At 73.6% G+C, this 22,789-nt stretch carries 14 protein-coding genes and 1 riboswitch; of the genes, 7 read left to right on the forward strand and 7 right to left on the reverse strand.

Annotated elements, in window-relative coordinates; all coding sequences use genetic code 11:
- Nucleotides 1–80 precede the first annotated feature (80 nt).
- Nucleotides 81–229, forward strand: a riboswitch (cyclic di-AMP (ydaO/yuaA leader).
- An 11-nt stretch (nt 230–240) separates the two neighbouring features.
- Nucleotides 241–1,320 carry a M23 family metallopeptidase gene (locus IE252_RS36465; RefSeq protein WP_373298672.1) on the forward strand — a complete coding sequence of 360 codons (1,080 nt, stop codon included), beginning with the start codon at nt 241–243 and terminating at the stop codon, nt 1,318–1,320.
- A gap of 99 nt (nt 1,321–1,419) precedes the next feature.
- Complete coding sequence (locus IE252_RS36470) at nt 1,420–2,364, forward strand: aldo/keto reductase (RefSeq protein ID WP_190093765.1); 945 nt, start codon at nt 1,420–1,422, stop codon at nt 2,362–2,364.
- Between the two features lie 12 nt (nt 2,365–2,376).
- Here the strand turns inward: IE252_RS36470 and IE252_RS36475 are convergent, their stop codons facing one another.
- The 4 genes from IE252_RS36475 to IE252_RS36490 all read right to left on the reverse strand — a co-directional run bounded on the left by IE252_RS36475 (nt 2,377) and on the right by IE252_RS36490 (nt 7,367).
- Nucleotides 2,377–3,765 carry a PrsW family intramembrane metalloprotease gene (locus IE252_RS36475; protein WP_190093766.1) on the reverse strand — a complete coding sequence of 463 codons (1,389 nt, stop codon included), beginning with the start codon at nt 3,763–3,765 and terminating at the stop codon, nt 2,377–2,379.
- A gap of 55 nt (nt 3,766–3,820) precedes the next feature.
- Entirely contained in the window at nt 3,821–4,600 is a 780-nt protein-coding gene (gene trmB, locus IE252_RS36480) for a tRNA (guanosine(46)-N7)-methyltransferase TrmB (RefSeq protein WP_229849027.1), read from the reverse strand.
- A 61-nt stretch (nt 4,601–4,661) separates the two neighbouring features.
- On the reverse strand, nt 4,662–5,888 hold the full coding sequence (lhgD, locus tag IE252_RS36485; protein ID WP_373298674.1) for an L-2-hydroxyglutarate dehydrogenase: 1,227 nt from the start codon (nt 5,886–5,888) through the stop codon (nt 4,662–4,664).
- 63 nt (nt 5,889–5,951) lie between these two features.
- The gene (locus tag IE252_RS36490; protein ID WP_101389311.1) at nt 5,952–7,367 is read right to left on the reverse strand and encodes an NsdA family TPR-like regulatory protein; all 1,416 of its coding nucleotides are present in this window, start codon (nt 7,365–7,367) and stop codon (nt 5,952–5,954) included.
- Between the two features lie 724 nt (nt 7,368–8,091).
- On the opposite strand from IE252_RS36490, the gene IE252_RS36495 reads away from it, so the two are divergent.
- Both IE252_RS36495 and IE252_RS36500 read left to right on the forward strand, forming a co-directional pair.
- Nucleotides 8,092–10,203, forward strand: a complete 2,112-nt coding sequence (locus tag IE252_RS36495) for an asparagine synthase-related protein (protein WP_190093767.1) — start codon at nt 8,092–8,094, stop codon at nt 10,201–10,203.
- A 244-nt stretch (nt 10,204–10,447) separates the two neighbouring features.
- Entirely contained in the window at nt 10,448–13,606 is a 3,159-nt protein-coding gene (locus tag IE252_RS36500; protein ID WP_190093768.1) for an ATP-binding protein, read from the forward strand.
- Nucleotides 13,607–13,694: 88 nt separating this feature from the next.
- Here the strand turns inward: IE252_RS36500 and IE252_RS36505 are convergent, their stop codons facing one another.
- Both IE252_RS36505 and IE252_RS36510 read right to left on the reverse strand, forming a co-directional pair.
- Nucleotides 13,695–15,611: a sigma-70 family RNA polymerase sigma factor gene (locus IE252_RS36505; protein WP_190093769.1), complete on the reverse strand. Its 1,917-nt coding sequence runs from the start codon at nt 15,609–15,611 to the stop codon at nt 13,695–13,697.
- Between the two features lie 283 nt (nt 15,612–15,894).
- Nucleotides 15,895–16,770: a TetR/AcrR family transcriptional regulator gene (locus IE252_RS36510; RefSeq protein ID WP_190093770.1), complete on the reverse strand. Its 876-nt coding sequence runs from the start codon at nt 16,768–16,770 to the stop codon at nt 15,895–15,897.
- Nucleotides 16,771–17,093: 323 nt separating this feature from the next.
- Between IE252_RS36510 and IE252_RS36515 the strand changes: the two genes are divergently transcribed.
- Together IE252_RS36515 and IE252_RS36520 are read left to right on the forward strand one after the other, a co-directional pair.
- Nucleotides 17,094–18,548 carry an NAD(P)/FAD-dependent oxidoreductase gene (locus IE252_RS36515; protein ID WP_190093771.1) on the forward strand — a complete coding sequence of 485 codons (1,455 nt, stop codon included), beginning with the start codon at nt 17,094–17,096 and terminating at the stop codon, nt 18,546–18,548.
- A gap of 102 nt (nt 18,549–18,650) precedes the next feature.
- Nucleotides 18,651–20,303 (forward strand): ATP-binding SpoIIE family protein phosphatase, encoded by a 1,653-nt coding sequence (locus IE252_RS36520; protein WP_190093772.1) that lies wholly within the window; start codon nt 18,651–18,653, stop codon nt 20,301–20,303.
- A gap of 30 nt (nt 20,304–20,333) precedes the next feature.
- On the opposite strand, the gene IE252_RS36525 is transcribed toward IE252_RS36520, so the two are convergent.
- Complete coding sequence (locus IE252_RS36525; protein ID WP_190093783.1) at nt 20,334–21,611, reverse strand: MFS transporter; 1,278 nt, start codon at nt 21,609–21,611, stop codon at nt 20,334–20,336.
- Between the two features lie 152 nt (nt 21,612–21,763).
- On the opposite strand from IE252_RS36525, the gene IE252_RS36530 reads away from it, so the two are divergent.
- Complete coding sequence (locus IE252_RS36530) at nt 21,764–22,339, forward strand: MarR family winged helix-turn-helix transcriptional regulator (RefSeq protein ID WP_190093773.1); 576 nt, start codon at nt 21,764–21,766, stop codon at nt 22,337–22,339.
- The last annotated feature ends 450 nt before the right edge of the window (nt 22,340–22,789 follow it).

Genomic DNA, 22,789 nt, shown 5'->3' on the forward strand with positions numbered 1-22,789 from the left:
AACTGCTTGGAATCCGGTCCCCCTGTCTATTAACGTTCGATAACGCAGCGCGGTCGTCCCAGCCGTCGCAGAGGCGGCACCGTGCGCACGCGCCGAATCCCGAAAGGGAACCGGGGAACCATCAACTTGGGGTGAATCGGGCACCTTTGTCCCTTCGAAGAGGTGCCCGTAGGAGACCTTCCTGCTCCGAACCCGTCAGCTAACCCGGTAGGCGAGAAGGAAGGAAAGGAGTGCGCCTCCGTGGCGTCCAACGAGCCTGCCCTCGGCACCCCGCCGGTTCCCCCCGTCTCCCTGTACGGGACCGCGCCCAGTGACACCGAGGTGTGGGAGGAGTGGAACCCCACCGAGGACTCCGTCGCCGCGACCCGCGGCCGGCACCGGGTCGTCAAGCAGCGCGGCGGGCTCGCCCGCAGCTCCACCGTCCTCGGCGTCGGCGTCATCGCGGCCGTCGGCGCGGGCGGCATGGCCAGCGCGCAGAGCAAGCCGCCGGTCTCCATATCCCTGCCCGACTCGGTCGCCGACAATCTGCCCGACGTCAAGTCGCTGCCGGGCGTGGGCACGCTGATATCGGACATCGCGGGCGACGAGAAGCCCGACACCTCCCCGGCCGCGCAGGCCGACAAGGCCGTCGCGAGCGCCCCGCTCACCATGGCGGGCGTCTCCCGGGCCGATGCCGAACAGGGCGCCACCGGCGCGGGCGAGGCCCTGCGCGCCCGCATCCTCCAGCAGGCCGAGCAGCAGCAGAACGGCGCCGAGGCCGAGGCGAAGGCGGCCGTCGAGAAGGCCGCGGCCGAGAAGGCGGCGGCCGAGGCGAAGGCCGCGCAGAGCGCCGCCGAGCAGAAGGCGGCGGCCGCGAAGAAGGCCGCCGAGGAGGCCGCCGCCAAGAAGGCGGAGGAGGCGCGGCTCGCCGAACTCGCCAAGAGCTTCTCGCTCCCGGTCGCCTCCTACACGATCACCTCGACGTTCGGCGAGGCCGGCTCGATGTGGTCCTCCGGCCACCACACCGGACTCGACTTCGCCGCCCCCACCGGCACCCCGCTCAAGGCGATCCACGGCGGCACGGTCAAGTCGGCGGGCTGGTCCGGTTCGTACGGCTACCGCACGGTCATCGAGCTGGAGGACGGCTCGGAGCTCTGGTACTGCCACCAGTCCTCGATCGCGGTCAGCGCCGGCCAGAAGGTGACGACCGGCGAGACCGTCGGCCGCGTCGGCGCCACCGGCAACGTGACGGGCCCGCATCTGCACCTGGAGGTGCACACCCCGGGCGGCACGGGCATCGACCCGATGGCGTGGCTCCAGTCGAAGGGCCTGAACCCGTAGGACGCGCGGGAGCCGTGGGACGCGTCCGTAGAGCGCGGGGGCGCATGGGGTTCGGGCAGGGCGCGGAATAGCCGTGCCCCGCCTGCCCGTTCACCCCCTATGACCTCTCTGCGCCCCCTCGGCTCCTCCGACCTCTCCGTCTTCCCGCTCGCCCTCGGTGGCAACGTCTTCGGCTGGACCGCCGACGAGGCCGCGTCGTTCGCGGTGCTCGACGCGTACACCGCCGCGGGCGGCAACTTCGTGGACACGGCCGACGCGTACTCGGCGTGGATCCCCGGCAACCAGGGGGGCGAGTCCGAGGAGATCATCGGCAAGTGGCTGGCCGCGCGCGGCAACCGCGCGGACGTCGTCGTCGCCACGAAGGTCGGCGCGCACCCGAAGTTCAAGGGGCTCGCGGCCCCCACGATCAAGGCCGCCGCCGAGGCCTCGCTGCGCCGCCTCGGCACCGACTACATCGACCTTTACTACACGCACTTCGACGACGAGTCCGTCCCGGTCGAGGAGATCGTCACCGCCCTGGACCAGCTGGTGAGGGAGGGCAAGGTGCGCGCGGTCGCCGCCTCCAACATCTCCCCGGAGCGGCTCGCGGACTCGTTGGACTTCTCCGACCGCGAGGGCCTGGCCAAGTACGTCGCCCTCCAGCCGCACTACAACCTGGTCTCCCGCGACACCTACGAGGGCGCCCTCCAGGACACCGCGGGCCGCTCGGGCCTGGCCGCCGTCCCCTACTTCGCGCTCGCCGCCGGGTTCCTCACCGGCAAGTACCGCCCGGGCCAGGACGTCCAGAGCGCCCGGGCCGGGAAGGCCGCCCAGTACCTGGACACCGACCGGGGCACGAAGGTGCTCGCCGCGCTCGACCGCGTCGCGCAGGCGCACGACGCCGAGCTCGCGAGCGTCGCCCTGGCCTGGCTCGCCGCCCAGCCGACCGTGGTCGCCCCGATCGCCTCGGCCCGCACGGTCGAGCAGCTGCCCGCGCTCCTCGCGGTCGCCGACCTGGAGCTCACGGACGCGGAGCTGAGCGAGCTGAAGACCGCCTCGGCGTAGCCGCCGGGCGCCTCAGCGCAGATAGGGGTTGTACGGGGAGGACTGGTCGTATCCGTACGGGGCCTGGTGTCCGTACGGCGCCGGGTGCCCGTACGGGTACGGCTGCGGCGGGATCCAGATGCGGCCCGCCGCGCCCGCCGCGTACAGCAGCGCGGGCCCGGCCACCGCCCGGCGCTCCCACAGGTGGTGCAGGAGCTCCTGCTCGCGGGCCGTGAAGTCCGGGCCGGCCTGGGCGCGGCGGGCCCGGCGGCGCAGGAACGCCAGCGCGGTCGCGAACGCCTCGTACTCCGCGACCGTCCGCGCCGCCCGCTTGCCGCCGTAGGTGCGGTGCGCGAAGTCGCGGGCCATCGAGCGGGCCCGCATCGAGGAGAGCGCGAGCGGTTCGGCCGGACCCAGCCAGCCCGCCGCCGCGTACGCGGGCAGCTCGGCCGCGACCGTGCGCAGCTCCCGCTGGCGGCTCCAGATCGCCAGCCACGTGAGCAGGGCGAAGACCGGGACCATGAACGCGGCGTAGACGAGGTAGAAGCCGTACGTCCCGAACGACGACGAGCCGTTCCACAGCGCGTGCATCCCCATCGCGGACAGCAGGCCGAGCACCGGCAGGCCGATCCGGCGCCACCGGCTGCCCGGCGCGGCGAGCGCGGCCGCGCCGAATCCGATGCCGGTGCACACCGTGAACAGCGGGTGCGCGAACGGCGACATCACGATCCGTACGAAGAACGTCGCTGCGGTCGTCGAGGAGAGGCCCGCGGTGTGGCTGACCTGGTCCTCCCCGAACGCGTTGCCCAGATAGAGGATGTTCTCGGTGAAGGCGAAGCCGGTCGCGGTGAAGCCCGCGACGACGACGCCGTCGACTATCCCCTTGAAATCCCGTCGTCGGAACAGGAAGAGCAGCAGCACGGCCGCCGCCTTGGCGCTCTCCTCGACTATCGGCGCGATGACGGTCGCGCCGAGGTGGTCGGCGGAGGACGGGTCGGCGGTCGCGGTGGCTATCCACTTGGTCGCGAACGAGTTGGCGATGATCGCCACCAGCGCGGCGGCGCACGCGCCCCAGGAGAAGGCGAACAGCAGATTGCGCCACGGGCCCGGGTCCACGCGGTCGAGCCAGCGGAACGCGGTGCCGAGCAGCGGCACCGGCAGCACCGCGAGCGCAAGCCCCACCAGGAACCCCTCGGTGCCGGTCTGCTCCCGCACGATCGCGAGGATGACCAGACCGCACAGCGCGAGCAGGGTGATCAGCGCGCTGGCCCGGACGGCCCGGGAGCGCCAGAAGTCGCGCCGCGGCCGGTAGCGCCATTTGGCGCGCTCCGGCACGGCGTCGAACCGCGGCTCGGCGCCCCGCTCCGGGACCGGCTGGAGCGGGCCCGGCGGCTGGCGTTGCGGAAGCGACTCGGACGACACCAGACGACCCTAACGAGGGGTACGGACAATCCGCGACGGTGCCTGGGGGCGGCCGTCAGACGGAGGGCAGCTCGGCGACGCGGGTGAAGAGCAGGTCGTGGACCACATGGCCCTTGTCGAGGCCCTGCCCCTCGAAGCGCGTGAGTGGCCGGAACGCGGGCCTCGGCGCGTAGCCGCCGTCCGGCTGGGTGTTCTCGAACGCGGGGTGCGCGTTCAGCACCTCCAGCATCTGCTCGGCGTACGGCTCCCAGTCGGTGGCGCAGTGCAGTACGGCGCCGGGCTTGAGCCGGGGCGCGGCCAGCGTGAGGAAGTCGGGCTGGATGATGCGGCGCTTGTGGTGGCGCTTCTTGGGCCAGGGGTCCGGGAAGTAGACGCGCAGCCCGTCCAGCGACTCGGGCTCCAGCATCTCGCGCAGCAGGATGATCGCGTCGCCGTTGCCGACGCGCACGTTGGTCAGGCCGCCGCGCTCGGCGAGGCCCAGGAGGTTGCCCTGGCCGGGGGTGTGGACGTCGACGGCGAGGATGCCGGTGCCGGGGTCGGCGGCGGCCATCTCGGCGGTCGCCTCGCCCATCCCGAAGCCGATCTCCAGGACGACGGGCAGCCCGTCGAACATCTCGTTCAGGTCGAGCTTGCCCTGCCCGTCGATGTCGAGCCCCCAGACCGGCCACAGCCGCTCCAGGTACTCGCCCTGGCCGGTGGTCACCCGGCTGCGGCGCGGCTGGAAACTGCGGATCCGCCGCTCGTGGTGCGATCCGGCGGGATCGGCGACGGGACCCCCGGGGAACCGGGGCTCGCCCTTGGGGCGACGGGCGGAGGCGGCGGGCTGCTCAGACACAATGACCGGATTCTACGTGCCCGGCCGCCGGGGCCGCCCGCTCAGACCCTCCCCCAAGCTCTTAAGGAGCAGGGGGGACCCCCATCACCCCGAGCACCCCGAGCGCCCGCCGGGCCACCTCGCGGCCGATCGGCAGGGACGCCGTGGCCGCCGGGGACGGGGCGTTCAGGACGTGGATCGTGCGGGGGGCCTCGCGGATCAGGAAGTCGTCGACCAGGGTGCCGTCGCGCAGCACCGCCTGCGCGCGCACCCCCGACGGCGCCGGGTGGAGGTCCGCCTCCTCGACCGCGGGCAGCAGCCGCCGCACCGCCTCCGTGAAGGCGCGGCGGGACAGCGAGCGGTGGATCTCGCCCGCCCCGTACCGCCAGTGGCGGCCCGCTATCCGCCAGGAGCCGGGCCAGGTCAGGGTCGCGGCCAGCTCGGCCGGGCGGACCGTGCGCCAGTCGTAGCCCTCGCGGGCCGCCGCCGGCACCGCGTTCGGCCCGACGTGGACGCCGCCGCCCACCCCTCGGGTCAGATGCACCCCGAGGAAGGGGAACGCCGGGTCCGGGACCGGATAGACCAGGCCCTTGACCAGACCGGGCCGCGCCAGGTCGTAGTACTCGCCCCGGAACGGCACGATCCGCACCCCCTGGTCGTCCCCGGCGAGCCGTGCCACCCGGTCGCAGTGCAGCCCCGCGCAGTTCACCAGCGCCCGGGCCCGCAGCACCGCCCCGGTCGAGGTGAGCACCGCCACGCCGGTGTCGGGGCGGCGCGATATCCGCACCACCTCCGTCCCGTACCGGATCTCCGCGCCCGACAGCTCGCCCAGGCGGGCCGCCACCGCCGGGTAGTCGCACACGCCGGTCGTGCCGACGTGGATCGCGGCCAGGCCCCGGACCTCCGGCTCGTACTCCGCGATCTGGGCGGGGCCCAGCTCGCGCACCGGGATCCCGTTCTCCCTGCCGCGCTGGACCAGCGCGTGCAGCCTCGGCAGCTCGGTGCGCTCGGTGGCCACGATCAGCTTGCCGGTCACCTCGTGCGGGATGCCCTGCTCGGCGCAGAACGCCACCATCTCGGCGGCGCCGCGCACCGCGTACCGCGCCTTCAGGGAGTCCGGGCGGTAGTAGATCCCGCTGTGGATCACGCCGCTGTTGCGGCCGGTCTGGTGGCGCGCCGGGCCGTCCTCCTTCTCCAGGACCGTCACCCGTGTGCCGGGAGCGGCCTGTGTCAGGGCATACGCCGTCGACAGACCGACGATCCCGCCGCCGATCACCAGCACGTCGCAGTCGAACCCGGTCACCCGCACACCTCCCACCCGAATAGTGCACTGGCCCACTGACAATGCCCGTAAACCCGTGGGGGAAGTGATCTATGCCGGGGCGACCAGGAGCGGCCGTGCCCGTTCCCGGAGCTCGACGACGCGGGGCTCGTCCCCGTACGGCTCCAGGCGGTGCAGCAGGTCCCTCACGTACTCGGTGGTGCGCGCCGAGGAGATGCGTCCGGCGACCTCCACCGCGCGCGTGCCCGCCGCGCACGCCGCGTCCAGATTGCCCGACTCCAGCTCGGCCACCGCCGACACCACGAGCCGCAGGCCGTGGGAGCGCACGAACTCCTCGGTCGGCCGGGACAGCGCCTGCTCGGTGAAGCGGCGCACCTGGCGCGGGGCCTTCAGGTCGCGGTAGCACTCGGCCGCGTCCGCCGCGAAGCGGTCGTACGAGTAGAAGCCCAGCCAGGACGGGTCCGAGTCGCCGTCCCGGGAGCGCTCCAGCCAGGCCTCGGCTGCCTTGAGCGCGGCCCCGGCCGCCAGCGCGTCGCCCGCCTTCGCGTGCGCGCGTGCCTCGACGAGCCGGAAGAAGCTCATGGTGCGGGCGGTCGCCAGGCCCCGGTTGCGCTCGACGGCGGCCTGCGCCAGGTCCACGCCCTCGTCGGCGAAGCCCCGGTAGGTGGCCTGGAGCGACATCGAGGCCAGCACATAGCCGCCCAGCGGCACGTCGGCCGCCGCGCGGGCCAGGCGCAGCGCCTGGATGTAGTAGCGCTGGGCGGCCTCTTGCTGGCCGGTGTCGAAGGCCATCCAGCCGGCCAGTCTGGTCAGTTCGGCCGTCGCGCCGAACAGGCCCCGGCCGACCTCGTCGGAGTACGAGCCGAGCAGCAGCGGCGCCGCGTCCACCCGTAAGCACTCGGGAACCATCGACGAACGCCAGTCCCCGCCCCCGTACTTGGAGTCCCAGCGGCGCGCGTCCTCCGCCGCCTCGCGCAGTTTGGCCACATCGCTGTGGCCGACCTTCAGCGGTGTCCCGGCCGCCCCGTCGTGGTCGCGTGCGACCGACGAGTCGGCGGGGGTTATGAGCCAGCGCGAGGCGGGGGTCGCGTACGCGGTGACCGCGAAGGATCCGGCCAGCGACTGCCAGATGCCGCCGCCCGCCCGCCGTCCGGCCAGATCGAGCCGGTAGAGCTCGGTCGCCGAGCGGACCGCCTCGCCCACGTCGCGCGGGAACGCCAGACCGACCTCCGGCGCCGGGTCGGCGTCGGCGAGCCCGATCTCGTGCAGCGGCACCGGGCGGCCCAGCTTGGCGCCGATGGCCGCCGCGATCAGATGGGGCGCGGCGCCTTGGGGCACCATGCCCTTGGAGACCCAGCGGGCCACCGACGTCTTGTCGTAGCGAAGCGTCAGTCCGCGCTGAGCCCCGAGGTCGTTGACCCGTCGTGCGAGTCCGGCATTGCTGATTCCCGCGAGGGCGAGAACGGTGCCGAGCTTCTCGTTCGGCCCGCGTTGCTCCCTGGACATGCGCCACCCCTCGACACAGACGGCGTCCCCCGGGGCCGCGCCCCGGGTCCGTCCGGCCGCACAATCGTGTGGCCGAGCCCCCAGGAATATGCCGCCCGCGGAGAACAGCAGTACACCCAGCGTAGTTCGCCGCATCCCGACCGTTAAGAGGCGGTGTTCCGGATGGCGAGATTGTTTTCCGTACGGACGAGTTCGGGCGCCGCTCGTGTGCTCCGGGTGTGTGGCCGTGCGCGGTGCGTGCGCTCTGGCCCGCGCGGAGCGGGGAGCGCTTCCATGTCAGGTGCGTGGGTCGGCCCGCTGAACTGGATCCAGTGGGCTGGGGGACACCGTCGCCTCAATCCCCGCGGGCGGCGGACCGGTCCGGGAGGCGGACAGCGCCTCCCGGACTGTGGGTCTTCTCCGCCGGCTTCACTGCCGGTTTCATGCCCGCTTCGGGGCGTCCGCCACGCGCGCCCGGGGTGAAGTTGGCCGAAAACCGACGGTCCCGCACCGCTCGGAAACGTCGCTTCCGACCGCCCGAAGGGCTGTCAATCGGCCATCCGCGGGGGCGCGTTCACTTTTTGCGCGCGCTACCCCGAGGCCCCTCTCGTACGCCATTGTCATGGCAGCATGGTCCCGAGCGCCCTCAGCACCGCACGGACACACCCCGCCGTACGTCCGCGTACGGCCGGTCCCGGTTCTGTCGGCGCGTGCGACGGGTTGTCCACAGGCTGTGGAGGCGGCGATGCGGTGGCTGGTGGGCTGGAGCAGTGTCGCCGCGAGGTTCGGTGCCGTGGGGACGGCCGGTGCCGTGGGTGCGCCCGAGGAGGGGCGCACGGTCCACCCCGTCGGCTCCCAGCTGCTGTGGGGCGACCCCGACCCGCTCTGGGCGGTCGGCGACTGGCGGCCCGACGAGATCCGCGTGGTCAGCGTGGGGGCGGACACCCGGCTCGCGGTGCTCGGCTGCTGCGCCGCCAGTGACGAGGAGCTGCGGGTAGGGCTGTTCGCGGCACGCGGGGGCGCACTGCGGCACCTTTCGGCGTGGCCGGGCAGCTATACGGCGGTTGCCCAGGTCGGCCGCAGGGTCACTGTCGTCGGCGACCTGGCCGGCGCACGTCCCGTCTTCTACACGCCGTGGGCGACGGGTACCGCCTACGCCACGGCCGCCCTGCCGCTCGCCGACCTCATCGAAGCCCAGCTGGACATCGGCCACTTGGCGGCGCTGCTCGCCTGCCCGGACGTACCCGAGGCGCTCGGCGACTCGACCCCCTACGCGGGAGTGCGGCGCATCCCGCCCGGCCACGCACTGGTGCTGCGGGAGGGCTCGCGGGAGATCACCGGCTACGAACCGGTCGCCTCGCTCGCCGTCGCCGCGGCCCAGGTGGACGAGGAGAGCGCGGTGAACGGCGTACGGGAAGCGCTGGTCGCGGCCGTACGGGCCAGGCTCACCGCGCCGCGCCACGCCCCCGAGACGCTGCCGCAGGACCCCGGGCCCGTCCCCGGCATGGGCCCCGCCGAGCGGCGCGCCGCGCGCGGGGGCCCGGCGCCCGGCATCGGCGCCGACCTCTCCGGCGGCCCGGCCTCGGCGACCCTCGCCTTGCTCGCGGCCGGGCTGCCCGGCAACCCCGGCACGGTGCTCGGCCACGGCACCGGCGCGGGCGAACGGCTCCTCGCGGTCACCTTCAACGACCTCGCCGTACCGGGCCGCAAGGGCGAGGCCGAGCTGGAGCGGGCCGGGGCGATCGCGGCCAACCCGCGGCTGCACCACGTGGTGGTGGCGGGCGACGAGGAGGCCCTGCCGTACGCGGAGCTGGCAGGCCCGCTCACCGACGAGCCGGGCCCTTCGCTGGTCATCGCCGAACGCCACCGCCGCCGGCTCGCGTCGGGCAGCGCGGACCACTTCACGGGGAGCGGAGCGCGCCAGGTGCTGGACGCGCATCCAGCCCGCCTGGCCGACTTGCTGATGGACCGTCAGCGTCGCTACCTCCTCCGCCCGGCCGCGGCACTCGCCAAGGCGGGCGGCCCCTCGGCGCACTCCCTCTTCGTGCCGCTCACGGTGTACCGGGCGGCGCGGAAGCTGGCGCGCACGCCGTACCGGACGGGCATCGAGTCGGCGGCCGAACGGCTGCGCCGCGACGCGGACTTGGCCGTCGCGGAGGCGGAGAGCCCGCTGGACGCCTCGCTCGCGTCCCTGGCCTGGACGCGGCCCGGCCCCGCCGCGCGCTGGCTCACCGGGGAGGCGCTGGCTGAAGTATCGATCCGGCTGATGGCGTCGGCGACGCGCCCGGCGACGGTGCTGCGGCCCGGCGAGGCACGGGCGCGGGCCGCGCTCGCCCGGTACGCCGCCGACCACCGCGTCCTGGAGCAGGCCGCCGAGATCCGCAGCCAGCGGCTGCACGCGCCGTTCCTGGACAACCAGGTGGTACGGGCGTGCCGTGCCCTGCCCGAGGCGGTGCGGGTGCAGCCGGGGGCCCGGGCGGCGATCCTGCGGACGGTGCTGGCGGGTTCGGGGGTCCGCGACCTCCCCGCGGGCTGGGGCGCTCCGTCCCACGCCTCCTCGTCTGCGGCGGTCCGGGCGGGCCTGCGCCGAGCGATCGACCCGCTGATCGCGCTGTTCGAGGCGCCGCTGCTGGCGGACGCGGGCCTGATCGAGGCGCGCACGGTCCGCCGAGCCCTGCGGGCGGCGGCCTCGGGCGAACGCCTCCCCCTGGACGGCCTGGCGGACCTGATCTCCACGGAACTGTGGCTCCGCCGCCTGTTGTCCCGCCGGGGAACGTGCTGGACGGGGACGGCGGCACCGAAGCAGCGGGCGGTGGCGGGCGGGGTGACGCCGTCGCGGCCGCCGTTGCGGGCGTAGCCCGTGTGTGTCTGCGAGCCGGTGGTGGGCTGGTCGCGCAGTTCCCCGCGCCCCTAGAAGCGCCCCTTCGGGCCGGCCCGGGGATTGTCGCGCAGCGGCATCTAAGGGGCGCGGGGAACTGCGCGAGCAACCCACCGCCGGCCCGCAGACGAAGCACCCGGCCGCCCGCCCAGGGCTTACGGGAAGGGGCGGGGTGGGGAAAAAGCCCGCCGCAGGCGGAGTGAGGCCGAGACACAATGACCCCGTGCGGTACAGAATCCTGGGCGCCACCGAGGCGCAAGACGAGCACGGCCAAAACGTCCCCCTCGGGGGACCCCGGCTGCGCGCCCTCCTCACCGCCCTCGCGGCAAGAGCCGACCGCCACACCCCCGTAACCCCCACCACCCTCATCGACGAGATCTGGCCCGAAGACCCCCCGCACGACGCCCCCGCCGCCCTCCAGGCCCTCATCGGCCGCCTACGCCGAACCATCGGCCGCGACGCCGTCGCCTCAGAGCCCGGCGGCTACCGCCTCACCGTCGACGCCCCGCACGACATCGACCTGTTCGCGTTCGAGCAACGCCTGGCCACCGGCACGCGCCAGCTGGACGACGGCGACCCCGACACCGCCGCCGAAACCCTCCGCACCGCCCTCGCCCTGTGGCGCGGCCCCGCCCTGGCCGACCTCCCCGACCGGGAGTCGGCGGCCGCGGGCCCGAACGCCCAGCACCTCACCGCACGCCGCACCCGCATCGAGGCCGACCTGCGCCGAGGCGCCACCGCCCACCTCCCCGCCGAGCTCACCGCGCTGATCGAGACCCACCCGTACGACGAACCCCTCCACGCCCAGCTGATCCGCGCCCTGCGGGCCGAGGGGCGTACGGCCGACGCGCTCCTGGCGTACGAGAGCGCCCGTCGCACCCTCGCCGACGCCCTCGGCGCCGACCCGGGCCCGGAGCTGGCCGCACTGCACCAGGAGCTGCTCAACCCCGTACCGCAGGAGGCGGCCGGCAACCTCCGCCCCCGCCTCACCTCCTTCGTCGGCCGCGAACCCGAACTCGAAGCCATCCGGCAGGACTTGGCGGCCCACCGTCTCGTCACGCTCACCGGCCCCGGCGGCTCCGGCAAGACGCGCCTTGCCGAGGAGTCCGTCGCGCACACCCCCGCCTGGCTCGTGGAGCTCGCGCCGCTCGACCACCCGGACGCCGTCCCCGGCGCCGTCGTCTCCGCGCTCGGGCTGCGCGAGACCACCCTGCTCGGACGGGACGGGCAGCCGCACCAGGACGACCCGGTCGCCCGGCTCGTCGACCACTTCGCCGCCGCCCCCACCCTCCTCGTCCTCGACAACTGCGAGCACGTCATCGACGCCGCCGCCCGCCTCGCCGAGACGCTGCTGACGCGCTGCCCGGCGCTGCGGATCCTCGCCACCAGCCGCGAACCGCTGGGCGTGCCCGGTGAGCGGGTCCGGCCGGTCGAGCCGCTGCCGCCCGACCCCGCGCACCGCCTCTTCGCCGAGCGCGCCCGTACCGTACGACCCGACTTCGACCCGGCCGACGACCCCGAGGCGATCGACGAGATCTGCCGGCGGCTCGACGGGCTGCCGCTGGCGATCGAACTGGCCGCCGCCCGGCTGCGGCTGCTCGGCCCGCGCCAGATCGCGGACCGGCTCGACGACCGGTTCCGCCTGCTGACCAGCGGCAGCCGGACCGTACTGCCCCGGCAGCAGACCCTGCGCGCGGTCGTCGACTGGTCCTGGGACCTGCTCGACGAGCGCGAGCGCGCGGTGCTGCGCCGCGCCTCCGTCTTCGCCGGCGGCTGGGACCTGGCCGCCGCCCAGGCCGTCTGCGGCTCGACCGACGACCTGGCGGCCCTGGTCGACAAGTCCCTGGTCGTGGCAGCCCCCGACCCGGACACGGGCGGGATGCGCTACCGGATGCTGGAGACCATCCACGAGTACGCCGCCGAGCGCGCGGCCGAGACCCCGCGCCTGCTCGACGAGGCCGCCCGCGCCCACACCGCGTACTACCGCGAACTGGCCCAGGAGGCCGACCCGTTGCTGCGCTCGCGCGACCAGCTGGTCTGGATCCGCCGCGTCGAGCGCGAGCTGGACAACATCCGCGCCGCCCTGCACCGCGTCACCACCACCGCCCCCGACCCCGCCGAGGCCCGCGAGATCGCCCTCGTCATGGGCTGGTTCTGGTGGCTGCGCAACTACCGCGGCGAAGGGGTGGCCTGGGTCGACCGCGTCCTCGGCCTGGAGGACGGGGCCGAGCCCGGCCCCGACGACCCCCGCTACTGGCCCTGCATGCGGCTCGGCCTGCTGCGGATCTTCCTGCTGGAGGAGTCCGGCCGGGCCGACCGGCTGCGTACGCCCGAGATCCTGGCCGAGATGGAGCGGCTGCGCGACGCGTTCGCGGGCGGCGGCCCGGAGGCGGCGCGCTTCCCCGGGCTGCTCTGGCCGTTCGCCGTCTTCCTCACCCACACGGCCGGCCAGGTGCGCGACTCCGTGGACGCCGTGGTCGCCAACTGCCGTACGTACGGCGGTGAATGGGAGGTCGGCGTCAGCCTCATGTTCCGTACGCACATGGTCATCGACATGCCCGGCGGCGTCTGGGACGTCGACGCCGACCTCGCGGAGCTGCGGGAGCTGGGCCGCCGCGTCGGCGACCGCTGGATGCGCGCCCAGGTCGCCGGCGCCGCCGGGGAGGCGGCGATGATGCGCGGCCTGCCCGCGCGGGCACTGCCGGAGTACGAGGAGGCCCTGGGCCTGGCCCGCGAGGTGGGCGCGCACGCCGAGGCCCCGTTCCTGCTGTCCCGCCTGGCGGAACTCACGTACCGAGCAGGCGACTTGGAAGGCGCGGCCAAGGTCCTGGACGAGGCGGCGGCGGAGGCCGCCCGCTACAACGTCTACGACACCGCCGCCTACATCCACTACCTTCGCGCCTGCATGGCCCTGGACACGGGCGACACCGCCACCGCGCGCGCCGAGTGCGACGCCGCCACGATGGAGACCGCCCGCAGCACCCCGCCACCGCACTTCACCGCGATCCTTCAGGGCCTCCAGGCCCGCGTCGCGGCGGCCGAGTCGGGCCCGGAGATCGGCGTACGCGGCCTGGCCAAGGCCCTGCGCACCGCCATCGCGGCGGACTGCGCGGAAATCCTGCTGGCCCATTTCGCGGAGGGCGCGGCCCAACTCCTGCCGGAGCTGGGTGAGGCGGGCATGGCGGTACGGGTGCTGGCGGCGGCGGAGACCTGGCGGGCGGGAATCCCCCTGTGGATCCCGGACCGCACGGCCTTGGAGAACCTCCGCACCCGCTTGCGAGCCGAACTCGGTGCGGAGCGGTACGAGGAGGAGCGAGCGGAGGGGGCGGGGCTCAGCACGGGGGAGGTGGCGGAGCTGCTGGAGGGGGCGTTCGCCCCTTAGGGGCGCGGGGCTGTGACATTTGCGGCTCCGCCGCGTGGGCGCGCCCAGCCCCCACCGGCCCGCAGACGAACAGCGACACCCCCCGGGGCTACCGGCAGTTGATGACCGACTTGGCCCAGTCGGCAAGCGCCACCGACCCGAACGGCGTATGCGGATCGACCACCAGCCGCAGAGTCCGATGCCCCGTGAGATCCGCGTGCACGGGCACAGCCGGATCCCCACCATGCATCACGGGCGACCGCCACAGCAGCGTCCGATCCCCGTACACAGAGAACCGCACCGCCCCAAGCCCCATGGTCAGATCATCGACCCCGGCGAACGCGTCGTAACTCGTGCACTGCCGATTGAGATCGATGGTCACGGAGGACCGGGCGTGCACGGTCACACCGTGGCTGTACGGCCTGCCGTCGATCTCCATGCCCCACCGCTGCCAGAGCCAACTGGACCCCCCGAGCCGCACCTCGGGCTTGGTGTGGTCACCGAACGTCCCGTACTGGAGCCGATTGACCTGGTAGACCGCCGCAGGCGGCGGCGGAGGCGGCGGGGGAGGCGGCGGCGTCGGCTTGGGCGGCGTGGGCTTCGGAGGCGCAGGAGTCGGCGTCGGCTTCGGTTTGGGCTTGGGCACCGGCTTCGGCGGCGCCGGCTTCGGCTTCGGCTTCGGCTTGGGCGCGGGCTTCGGAGGCGGCGGCGGTACGGGCGCGGGCGGCGCGGGCGGCTCCGGCGTGGGGGAGGGCGGCGGCTTCTGCGGCACCACCGGCACCACGGCCGGCGGCTTGACCTCGGGCTTCGCCACGGGCTTGCTGTCGTTGCCGCTCAGCGCGAAGACCACGCCCGCGGCCACCGCGACGGCGACCGCCGCCGCGATGCCCGCCTTGGCCGGGGCGCCGAGCCCCTCGGAGGCGGCGGCCCCACCGGCCGCGCCCCCGGACGAACTCCCGCCCGAGGCCGCCGCGGCGGCACCCGCGCCCGCCGCACCGGCGGCGCCTCCCGCCACGAGCCCGGCGGCCTTGAGGGAGTACCCGGCGGCGATCCAGCCGACCACCGCGACCGGCAGCAGCGCGGGGATCCCGGCGTTGACGTCCTTGAGCTCGACGACCGCGACCCGGCACTTGGCACACTCCTCCAGGTGCTTGCTCAGGCCCCGCTCGGCCCGCACCCGCAGGCCGCCGCGCGCGTACGCCCCGAGCCGGTCCGCGTAGCGGGCGCAGTCGCCGCCCTCGGTGAGCGCGGTGGAGACGTGCGCCTGCAGGTACGCCTGTTTGAGGCCCTCCCGGGCCCGGCTGGCCAGGACCGCCGTGGCGTTGGCGGTGAGCCCGAACAGCGGCGCGATCTCGCTGGGCGACTCCTCCTCGACGGTGGTGTGCCAGAGCACGGCCTGCCACCGTTCCGGCAGCGACCGGAACGCCTGCATGGCCAGCGACTGCTCGGCCTCGTGCATCGCCCGTACGTCCGCGCCGAGGTCGACCGTGTCGTCGTCCCGGCCGTCCGAGGTACGGGCGGCCTGGTCGGCGAAGAGGGCGAAGTCCTCGACCAGTTGCTCCCGCTTCGCCGTCTTCGTCCAGGAGGCGGCGACGCGGCGCACGGTGGTCATCAGATACGCGCGCACGGCCTGCTCGGGACCGGCCCCGCCGCGCACCGCCTGGAGCGTACGGGCGAACACCTCGGCCGTGAGGTCGTCGGCCGTGTGCGCGTCCCGGCAGCAACTGCGGGCGTACCGGCGGACCGCGTCCGAGTGCCGCCGGAACAGCTCCTCGTACGCGGTGTCGTCGCCCGCCCGCATCCGCTGGATCAGCTCGGCGTCGGCGGTGGTGCGGTCACGCTGCTGCGGGACACCGGGCGCGGCGTCGGACTCCTGGGCCGGAGCCCACGGGCCGGGCAGCACGGTCCCGCCCTCGGCGTCCGGTCGGCCACCGGGACCGCCCTGACTGGGGACCTGCCGCGAGGGCAGACCGTCCGGCTCGGTGCCGCTGCCGCCGCCGAGCTCGTCCCGCCCGTCAACGTTCATCGCGGAAGCCCCCGTCAGCACGCTCAGACCCAACCACGAGCCAAGCGTCCCACAGAGCCCCACACCCAAGCAGCCCCCACCAACCCAACCACCCGTTAGTGGACAGGGGGCCTACGCAGCTACCCAGCTGTGGGCGTGCGTGCCGCTAGGGGCTGGGGGTCCCCCCTGCTCCTTAAGAGCTTGGGGGAGGGTGGGCACGCGGCCTTCCCCGGCCCCGCCGGAACCCCGCAACCCGCCCTGACCCCGGCCCCGCGAAAACCCGCGGCCAGAGGCCGACCCGCGCCTAGACCGGCCGCGACCGCAATCCCTCCAGCAAAATATCCAGCAACCGAGCAGAAGCCGCAGCCTGCTGATGCGGATCCGGCAGAGACGGCGCCGCCGTGGCTATCACGAGCAGCACATCCGCCACGGTCACATCCCCCCGCAGCTCCCCCGCCTCCCGAGCCCGCTCCACCAGCTGCCCGACGACCGCGAGCAGCTCCGCCGCCCCCGCGTCATCCAGCTCGTCCACGGACGCCGAACGCGGCTCGACGACCCGCAGATCGGGCACCCCGGGCACACCCGGCCCGGCCTGCCGCTGCTGCGGCACACGAGCCTCGGATCCGACGGGTCCGACAGAGCCGCCCGAACCAGACGAGTCGAGCGACTCGACCGGCTCAAGCACGGGCACGGGCGAGACAGAGCCACCGCCCACCACCGTCGACTCCTCGGAGTCCACGTCCACCCCGACCCGCAGCACCTGCGGCGGCAGCAGCCGCCCGGCCCCGGACGCCACAGACGTCCGCAGGAACCGGGAGAGCGCCGACCACGGCTCCTCCTCCTGACCGAGCGCGGTCCGCGCCTGGTCGGTGAGACGCGCGGTCTCCTCCTCGGCTATCCGCCGCACCAGCACGTCCTTGCTCGGGAAGCGCCGGTACACCGTGCCGACTCCGACGCGGGCGCGGCGCGCCACGTCCTCCATCGGCGCGCCGTACCCCAGCTCGCCGAACACTTCGCGCGCGGCGCGCAGCACGTGCTCCAGATTACGCTGGGCATCCACCCGCAGCGGCGCGGAGCGGGAAGCGGAAGCGCTCCCACCACCGCCTACCGCGCCCACACGACCATTGCCGTCCGCCGACGCGACGACGGCGGACTGCCAATGAGAGTCCTGAATATGCATAACCGTTCCCCCGGTAATGACGTCTCCCCCCGGAGACTCCCCGCCCTGACAGTCGGGTGGCCGGACCCGACACCCCGACGAGGTACGAACATAGTTGAGCCGGAGTCAATTCAGAAGGGGGTTGTTCCGCACGGTGTGTGCCCCGATCGGAGCAAGGACCGGAACGTTCCCGATTCGGCCCCCCACACAGCCCCCATCTCCCGGCCCTGACCTGCGTATTCTCCCCGACCGGCGAGAAATCCCCGCACCTGTTCCGGCCACATCCGTCAGTCACACAATTTGCCGGGCCTGTGGACAAACACCGGGCGCCGATGCCTCATGGGATGGTGAAGGCTGCGATCAATCGGGGGCCGAGCCCCGAACCACCGCCCGGCACGCGCATTCTCGTCGTGGGCGGCGGCTACGTCGGGATGTACACGGCGCTGCGTCTGCAGCGCGAGCTCAAGGCGCAGCTGCGCGACGGCCGGGTGGGCATCACCGTGGTCGCCCCGGATCCGTACATGACGTACCAGCCGTTCCTGCCGGAGGCGGCCGCCGGTTCCATCTCGCCCCGCCACGTCGTCGTCCCGCTGCGCCGCGTCCTGGACCGCTGCCACATCGTCATCGGCGAGGCGCGGAGCATCGACCACGCCGCGCGGACCGCGACCGTCACCACCCTCGCCACCGAGGAGGAGGGCACCGGGCCGGTCGAGATCGCGTACGACGAACTGGTCCTGGCGCCCGGCTCGATCTCCCGCACCCTTCCGGTCCCCGGCCTGGCCGACTACGCGATCGGCTTCAAGACCGTCGAAGAGGCCATCGGTCTGCGCAACCACGTCATCGAGCAGATGGACATCGCCTCCTCCACCCGCGACCCGGCCGTCCGCGACGCGGCCCTCACCTTCGTCTTCGTCGGCGGCGGCTACGCGGGCGTGGAGGCGCTCGCCGAGCTGGAGGACATGGCCCGCTACACCGCGCGGTACTACCACAACATCAAGCCCGAGGACCTGAAGTGGATCCTCGTGGAGGCCAGCGACCGGATCCTGCCCGAGGTCGGCGAGGAGATGGGGCAGTACGCCATCCGCGAGCTGCGCGGCCGCAACATCGACGTACGTCTGGAGACGCGCCTCGACTCCTGCGAGAACCGGATCGCCGTGCTCAGCGACGGCGCCCGCTTCCCCACCCGTACGGTCGTGTGGACCGCCGGGGTCAAGCCCGCGCCCATTCTCGCCGCCACCGATCTGCCGCTCACCGAGCGCGGCCGCCTCAAGTGCACCGCGAAGCTCCAGGTGGAGGGCGTCGAGCAGGCCTGGGCCGCCGGGGACGCGGCCGCCGTACCGGACGTGACCTCCGCCGAGAAGGACAAGGAGTGCGCGCCCAACGCGCAGCACGCGGTGCGCCAGGCCAAGGTGCTCGCCGAGAACATCGCCGCGTCCGTCAACGGGAAGCCGCTGCGCGAGTACGCGCACAAGTACGTGGGCTCGGTCGCCTCGCTCGGCCTCCACAAGGGCGTCGCCCACGTCTACGGGCGCAAGCTCAAGGGCTACCCCGCCTGGTTCATGCACCGGGCCTACCACCTGAGCCGCGTCCCCACCTTCAACCGCAAGGCGCGCGTGCTCGCCGAGTGGACGCTCGCGGGCCTGTTCAAGCGGGAGATCGTCTCGCTCGGCTCGCTGGAGCACCCGCGCGCCGAATTCGAGCTCGCGGCGGGCGGCGGCCCCGCGAAACCGGGCCCGAAACCGGGCCCCGAGCCCGGCTCCGGACCAGGTCCCAAGGGGCCCGGCGGCAAGGAGAACTGACGGTTGTCAGTGCGGTCCGTCACACTGGACGTGTGACCATAGGTGGGCCCACACCTGCACAGCGTGACCCAGCAGCCAGCGACACACGAGGCCAAGAGATCCGTGAACTTCACGCGTTGGAGCGCCCGGCTCCCCGGTACGCAGCGCCGCGCCGCCGCACGGACCGACCGGGGCTCCGTGCCCGCCGCGCGCGGTGAGTCCGGGCCGGGGCCCGACACCTGGCCGGACGGCGACAGGACGGACGGCCCGGCGGCCCCCGCCCTGGAGGAGCTGTCGGTCCGTCAGCTCCTCGGCCAGCTCCCGGCCCTCGCCGCCCTGGTGTACGGCCCGGAGCACCGCGTGGCGTACGTGAACGACGCGTACGCGACGACGTTCGGCCCCCGCCCCGTCGGCGCCCCCGCCGCCAAGGCCCTGCCCGAGCTGGACGAGCTGGGCCTGCTGCCGCTGATGGACCAGGTCCTGCGCAGCGGCAAGCCCCGTACGGTCAAATCCCGCAAGGCCCAGGGCGGCGGGTCGTACACGGTCACCTGCACCCCGGTCGAGATCCCCGCGCGCGGGGAGGCAGGCGGCGGGGTGCTCGTCTTCGCCGCCGACGTCACCGACCACGCCGAGGCCGCCGAGCGGCTGCGTGCCAGCGAGCGCCGCCACCGCGAGACCGCCGTGACGCTCCAGCGCTCCCTGCTCCCGCAGGAGCTGGAGCAGCCCGACGACCTGCGGGTCGCCGCCACGTACCAGCCGGGCGGCACGGACGCGGCGGTCGGCGGCGACTGGTACGACGTGATCACCCTGGGCGCCGGGCGCACCGCCCTGGTGATCGGGGACGTGATGGGGCGCGGGGTCCGCGCGGCCGCCGTGATGGGCCAGCTGCGGACGGCGGTGCGGGCGTACGCACGCTTGGACCTGCCCCCGCACGAGGTGCTCCAGCTGCTCGACGGCCTGGCCGCCGAGATCGACGCCAGCCAGATCGCCACCTGCGTCTACGCCGTCCACGACCCCAACGAGGGCCGCCTCGTCTACGCCTCGGCGGGCCACTTGCCCCTCCTCGTACGCCACGAGGACGGCAGCGTGCATCGCGCGGCGGACCCGACCGGGCCCCCGCTGGGCACCGGCGGCTGGCTGCACACCTCCGGCACGATCGCCCTGCCGCCCGGCGCGACCGCCGTCCTCTATACGGACGGCCTGGTCGAGCGCAGGGGAGAGGACATCGACGAGGGCGTCGCCGCCCTGGAGCGCGCGCTGTCCGGCGCGGTCGGCACCCCGCAGGTCGTCTGCGACCGGCTGATCCGCTCGCTCGGGGTGACCGCCGAGCACGACGACGACGTGGCGGTCCTGGTCCTCCAGCACCCGGCCCGCACCGGCCCGGACGCCGAGCTGTTCCACAACGCGGCGCTCGACCTGCTCGGCGGCGTGGAAGCCGCGCCACGCGCGCGTGCCTTCGCGTCCGGGGTGCTGGCCTCCTGGCGCTTCCCCGTGGAGCTGCGCGACCTGGGCGTCCTGGCGGCCAGCGAGCTCGTCGCCAACTCCCTCCAGCACGGCACCCCGCCGATGCGCCTGCGGCTGCGCCGCACCGACCGCCGGCTGATCATCGAGGTGACGGACGGCGACGACCACCTGCCGCGCCGCCGCCGCGCCGAGCCCGGGGACGAGTCAGGACGAGGCATCTCGATCGTCGCGACGATCGCCTCGTCCTGGGGTTCGCGCCGCACGCCGGGCGGCGGTAAAGCGGTGTGGTGCGAGTTCGCCCTGCCCGGCTGAGGACCGGGCCGGGGGCCTACGGCCGACGGCTCAGGCCGCCGCGCCGACCTGCTCGCTCTTGTGCACGGCGACCACCCGCGAGGGAGCCGCGAGCATCGGCTGGTCCTGCGCGGGCGTCAGCTTCTTGCCGAGCCGCAGGGCCAGCACGGTGATGCCGAGCGAGAACAGGATGAACGTCACGATGTACGGCCCGTGCAGCGTGGCGCCCATGGGCCCGCCCACGAACGGGCCGAGCGCCAGCGCCATCTGCTTGACCAGCGCGAACGCCGAGTTGTACTGGCCGACCATCGACTCCGGCGCCAGGTCCGCGACCAGCGGCGCCACGGTCGGCGACAGCATCGCCTCACCGAGCCCGAAGAGCGCGTATGTGGAGACGAACGCGGCGGTCGCCATGGTCTGGCTGCCGTGGCCGAGCCCCGCGTACCCGGCGAAGAGCCAGGCCACGGTCCAGATGAGCCCCACGGACGCGATGACGCGGCTGCGGCGGCGGCGCTCGACGAAGCGCAGCACCAGGAACTGGGCGACCACGATCACGGCGGTGTTGGCGGCCAGCGCGAAGCCCAGGGCCGACGGGTCGATCCCGGCGGCCTCGGTGCCGTACGCCGCAAGACCCGACTCGAACTGCCCGTAGCAGGCGAAGAACAGCACGAAGCCCAGGACGCAGAGCTGGAGCATGGCGCGGTGCCCGAGTACGGCCCGGAAGCCGCTGCCGCCCTTGCCGCCCTTGGGGCGGGCGTCCGCGATGGCCGCGTTGCGCGGCAGCTTCACGGACAGCGCGATCGCGGCGAGGACCAGGAACATCCCGGCCTCGATGGCGAAGAGCAGGGTGAAGGACGCCGGACGGCTCTCGTCGACGATCTGGCCGCCGAAGAGCCCGCCGATGCCGAGCCCGAGGTTCTGCAGGAAGAACTGCATGGCGAAGGCACGGGTACGGGAGGTCGGCCCCGAGCACCACACGATCATCGTGGCGAGCGCCGGCTGCATGACCGCGGTGCCCGCGCCGAGCAGGGCGGCGGAGCCGAGGACGGTCACCAGGTTGTTCGCGAGCCCCAGGCACAGCGCGCCCACGGCGGCCGTGACAGCGGCGCCGACCAGGACGGGCAGGGGGCCGCGGCGGTCGATGACCCGGCCGGTGAAGAGCAGGGCGACGAGCGCGGCCAGGGCGAAGACGCCGAGGACGATCCCGGCCCAGAAGGAGCCGAGCCCGCGCACGGAAGCCACGTAGATGTACAGATACGGAACGGTGAACCCGAGTCCGAACGCGCTCAGCGCGTTCCCCGCCTGGATTCGGCGCATCGCCGCGCCCATCACCTTGGTCACACTCACCACCTTGAGGTCTCGAAGTGGAAGTCCTCGAACCTGAAGGGCTCAGACCCGAAGACTTCAACACTAAAGTTAGAACCTCAACAATACACACTCAAGGACTTAGACGCCAACGCACCCCGTGCGATACTCGCCGCATGGCTGAGACCACCGAGCCCGGCGGCCCCACCGGCCCAGCGGGCCCCGAGGAGCCGACCCTCGACGAGCAGATCGCGGCGTACCAGCGCGAATTCCGCGACCTGGACCCTCAGGTCGAGAAGGTCGTCTCGGCCCTGGGCCGGCTGAACCGCCGGATGAACGTGGCGTACGGCCGCCAGGTCGCCGCACTCGGCATCAGCAACGCCGAGTGGGAGGTCCTCAAGACCCTCGTCCTCGCGGGCAAGCCGTACCGGCTCGGCCCCGGCGAGCTGGCCAAGCGCCTCGGCCTCACCCCCGCCGCCATGACCCACCGCATCGACCGCATGGCGGGCGAAGGCCTGGTCACGCGCGACCGGGACGAGAACAACCGGGTGCGCGTCATCGTCGAGCTGACGGACGAGGGGCGTACGAAGTGGCTGGAGGCCATGCAGATGGCCACCGACTTCGAGGAGGACCTGCTCCAGGACCTCACGCCGGACGAGCGCGGGTCGCTCGGCGAGATGCTGATCCGTCTGCTGCGGCGGGTGGAGCACGCCCAGCCGGACGCGGGCGGGCGGCTCACGGACCTGGACTGACGGCCCACGAAATGGGTTGACAGGCGGGGGCCGACGGGGGTTGACACCACCTCGGCAGGTGCGTAAGGTTCTTCGAGTTGTCACGGAGCCGGAACGGTTCTGCGGCAGCCGTCCGCCGCAGATTTGCGGCAACCCCATCTCAGTACGACCTCCCGATCGGGATGGAGTTCGGCATGCCGAATTCCATTTCGAAGTGGGGTCGGATGGATCGGTCGGCCCGATTAGGAGCCGCCCGGGAAATCCGCTAGAGTTTGGGACGTCGGAACGGCCGAACAGCCGGGAAGACAAACCGACTTGACCCGGGAGACCGGAAATCGGAACCGCGAGGATCTGATAGAGTCGGAACCGCCGGAAAGGGAAACGCGAAAGCGGAAACCTGGAAAGCGCCGAGGAAGTCGGACACGAAAGAGTCTGATAGAGTCGGAAACGAAGGAAGCGCCCGGAGGGCCC

The organism is Streptomyces melanogenes (assembly GCF_014649795.1).
In the GTDB taxonomy this organism is placed as follows: Bacteria; Actinomycetota; Actinomycetes; order Streptomycetales; family Streptomycetaceae; genus Streptomyces; species Streptomyces noboritoensis.

Excerpts from the sequence above, each read along its gene's own strand:
- IE252_RS36525 (WP_190093783.1), bottom strand. The coding sequence starts at position 21,611 with ATGGGCGCGGCGATGCGCCGAATCCAGGCGGGGAACGCGCTGAGCGCG.
- IE252_RS36510 (WP_190093770.1), bottom strand. The coding sequence starts at position 16,770 with ATGCATATTCAGGACTCTCATTGGCAGTCCGCCGTCGTCGCGTCGGCG.
- IE252_RS36505 (WP_190093769.1), bottom strand. The coding sequence starts at position 15,611 with ATGAACGTTGACGGGCGGGACGAGCTCGGCGGCGGCAGCGGCACCGAG.
- IE252_RS36495 (WP_190093767.1), top strand. The coding sequence starts at position 8,092 with ATGCGGTGGCTGGTGGGCTGGAGCAGTGTCGCCGCGAGGTTCGGTGCC.
- IE252_RS36530 (WP_190093773.1), top strand. The coding sequence starts at position 21,764 with ATGGCTGAGACCACCGAGCCCGGCGGCCCCACCGGCCCAGCGGGCCCC.
- IE252_RS36515 (WP_190093771.1), top strand. The coding sequence starts at position 17,094 with ATGGTGAAGGCTGCGATCAATCGGGGGCCGAGCCCCGAACCACCGCCC.
- IE252_RS36470 (WP_190093765.1), top strand. The coding sequence starts at position 1,420 with ATGACCTCTCTGCGCCCCCTCGGCTCCTCCGACCTCTCCGTCTTCCCG.
- IE252_RS36490 (WP_101389311.1), bottom strand. The coding sequence starts at position 7,367 with ATGTCCAGGGAGCAACGCGGGCCGAACGAGAAGCTCGGCACCGTTCTC.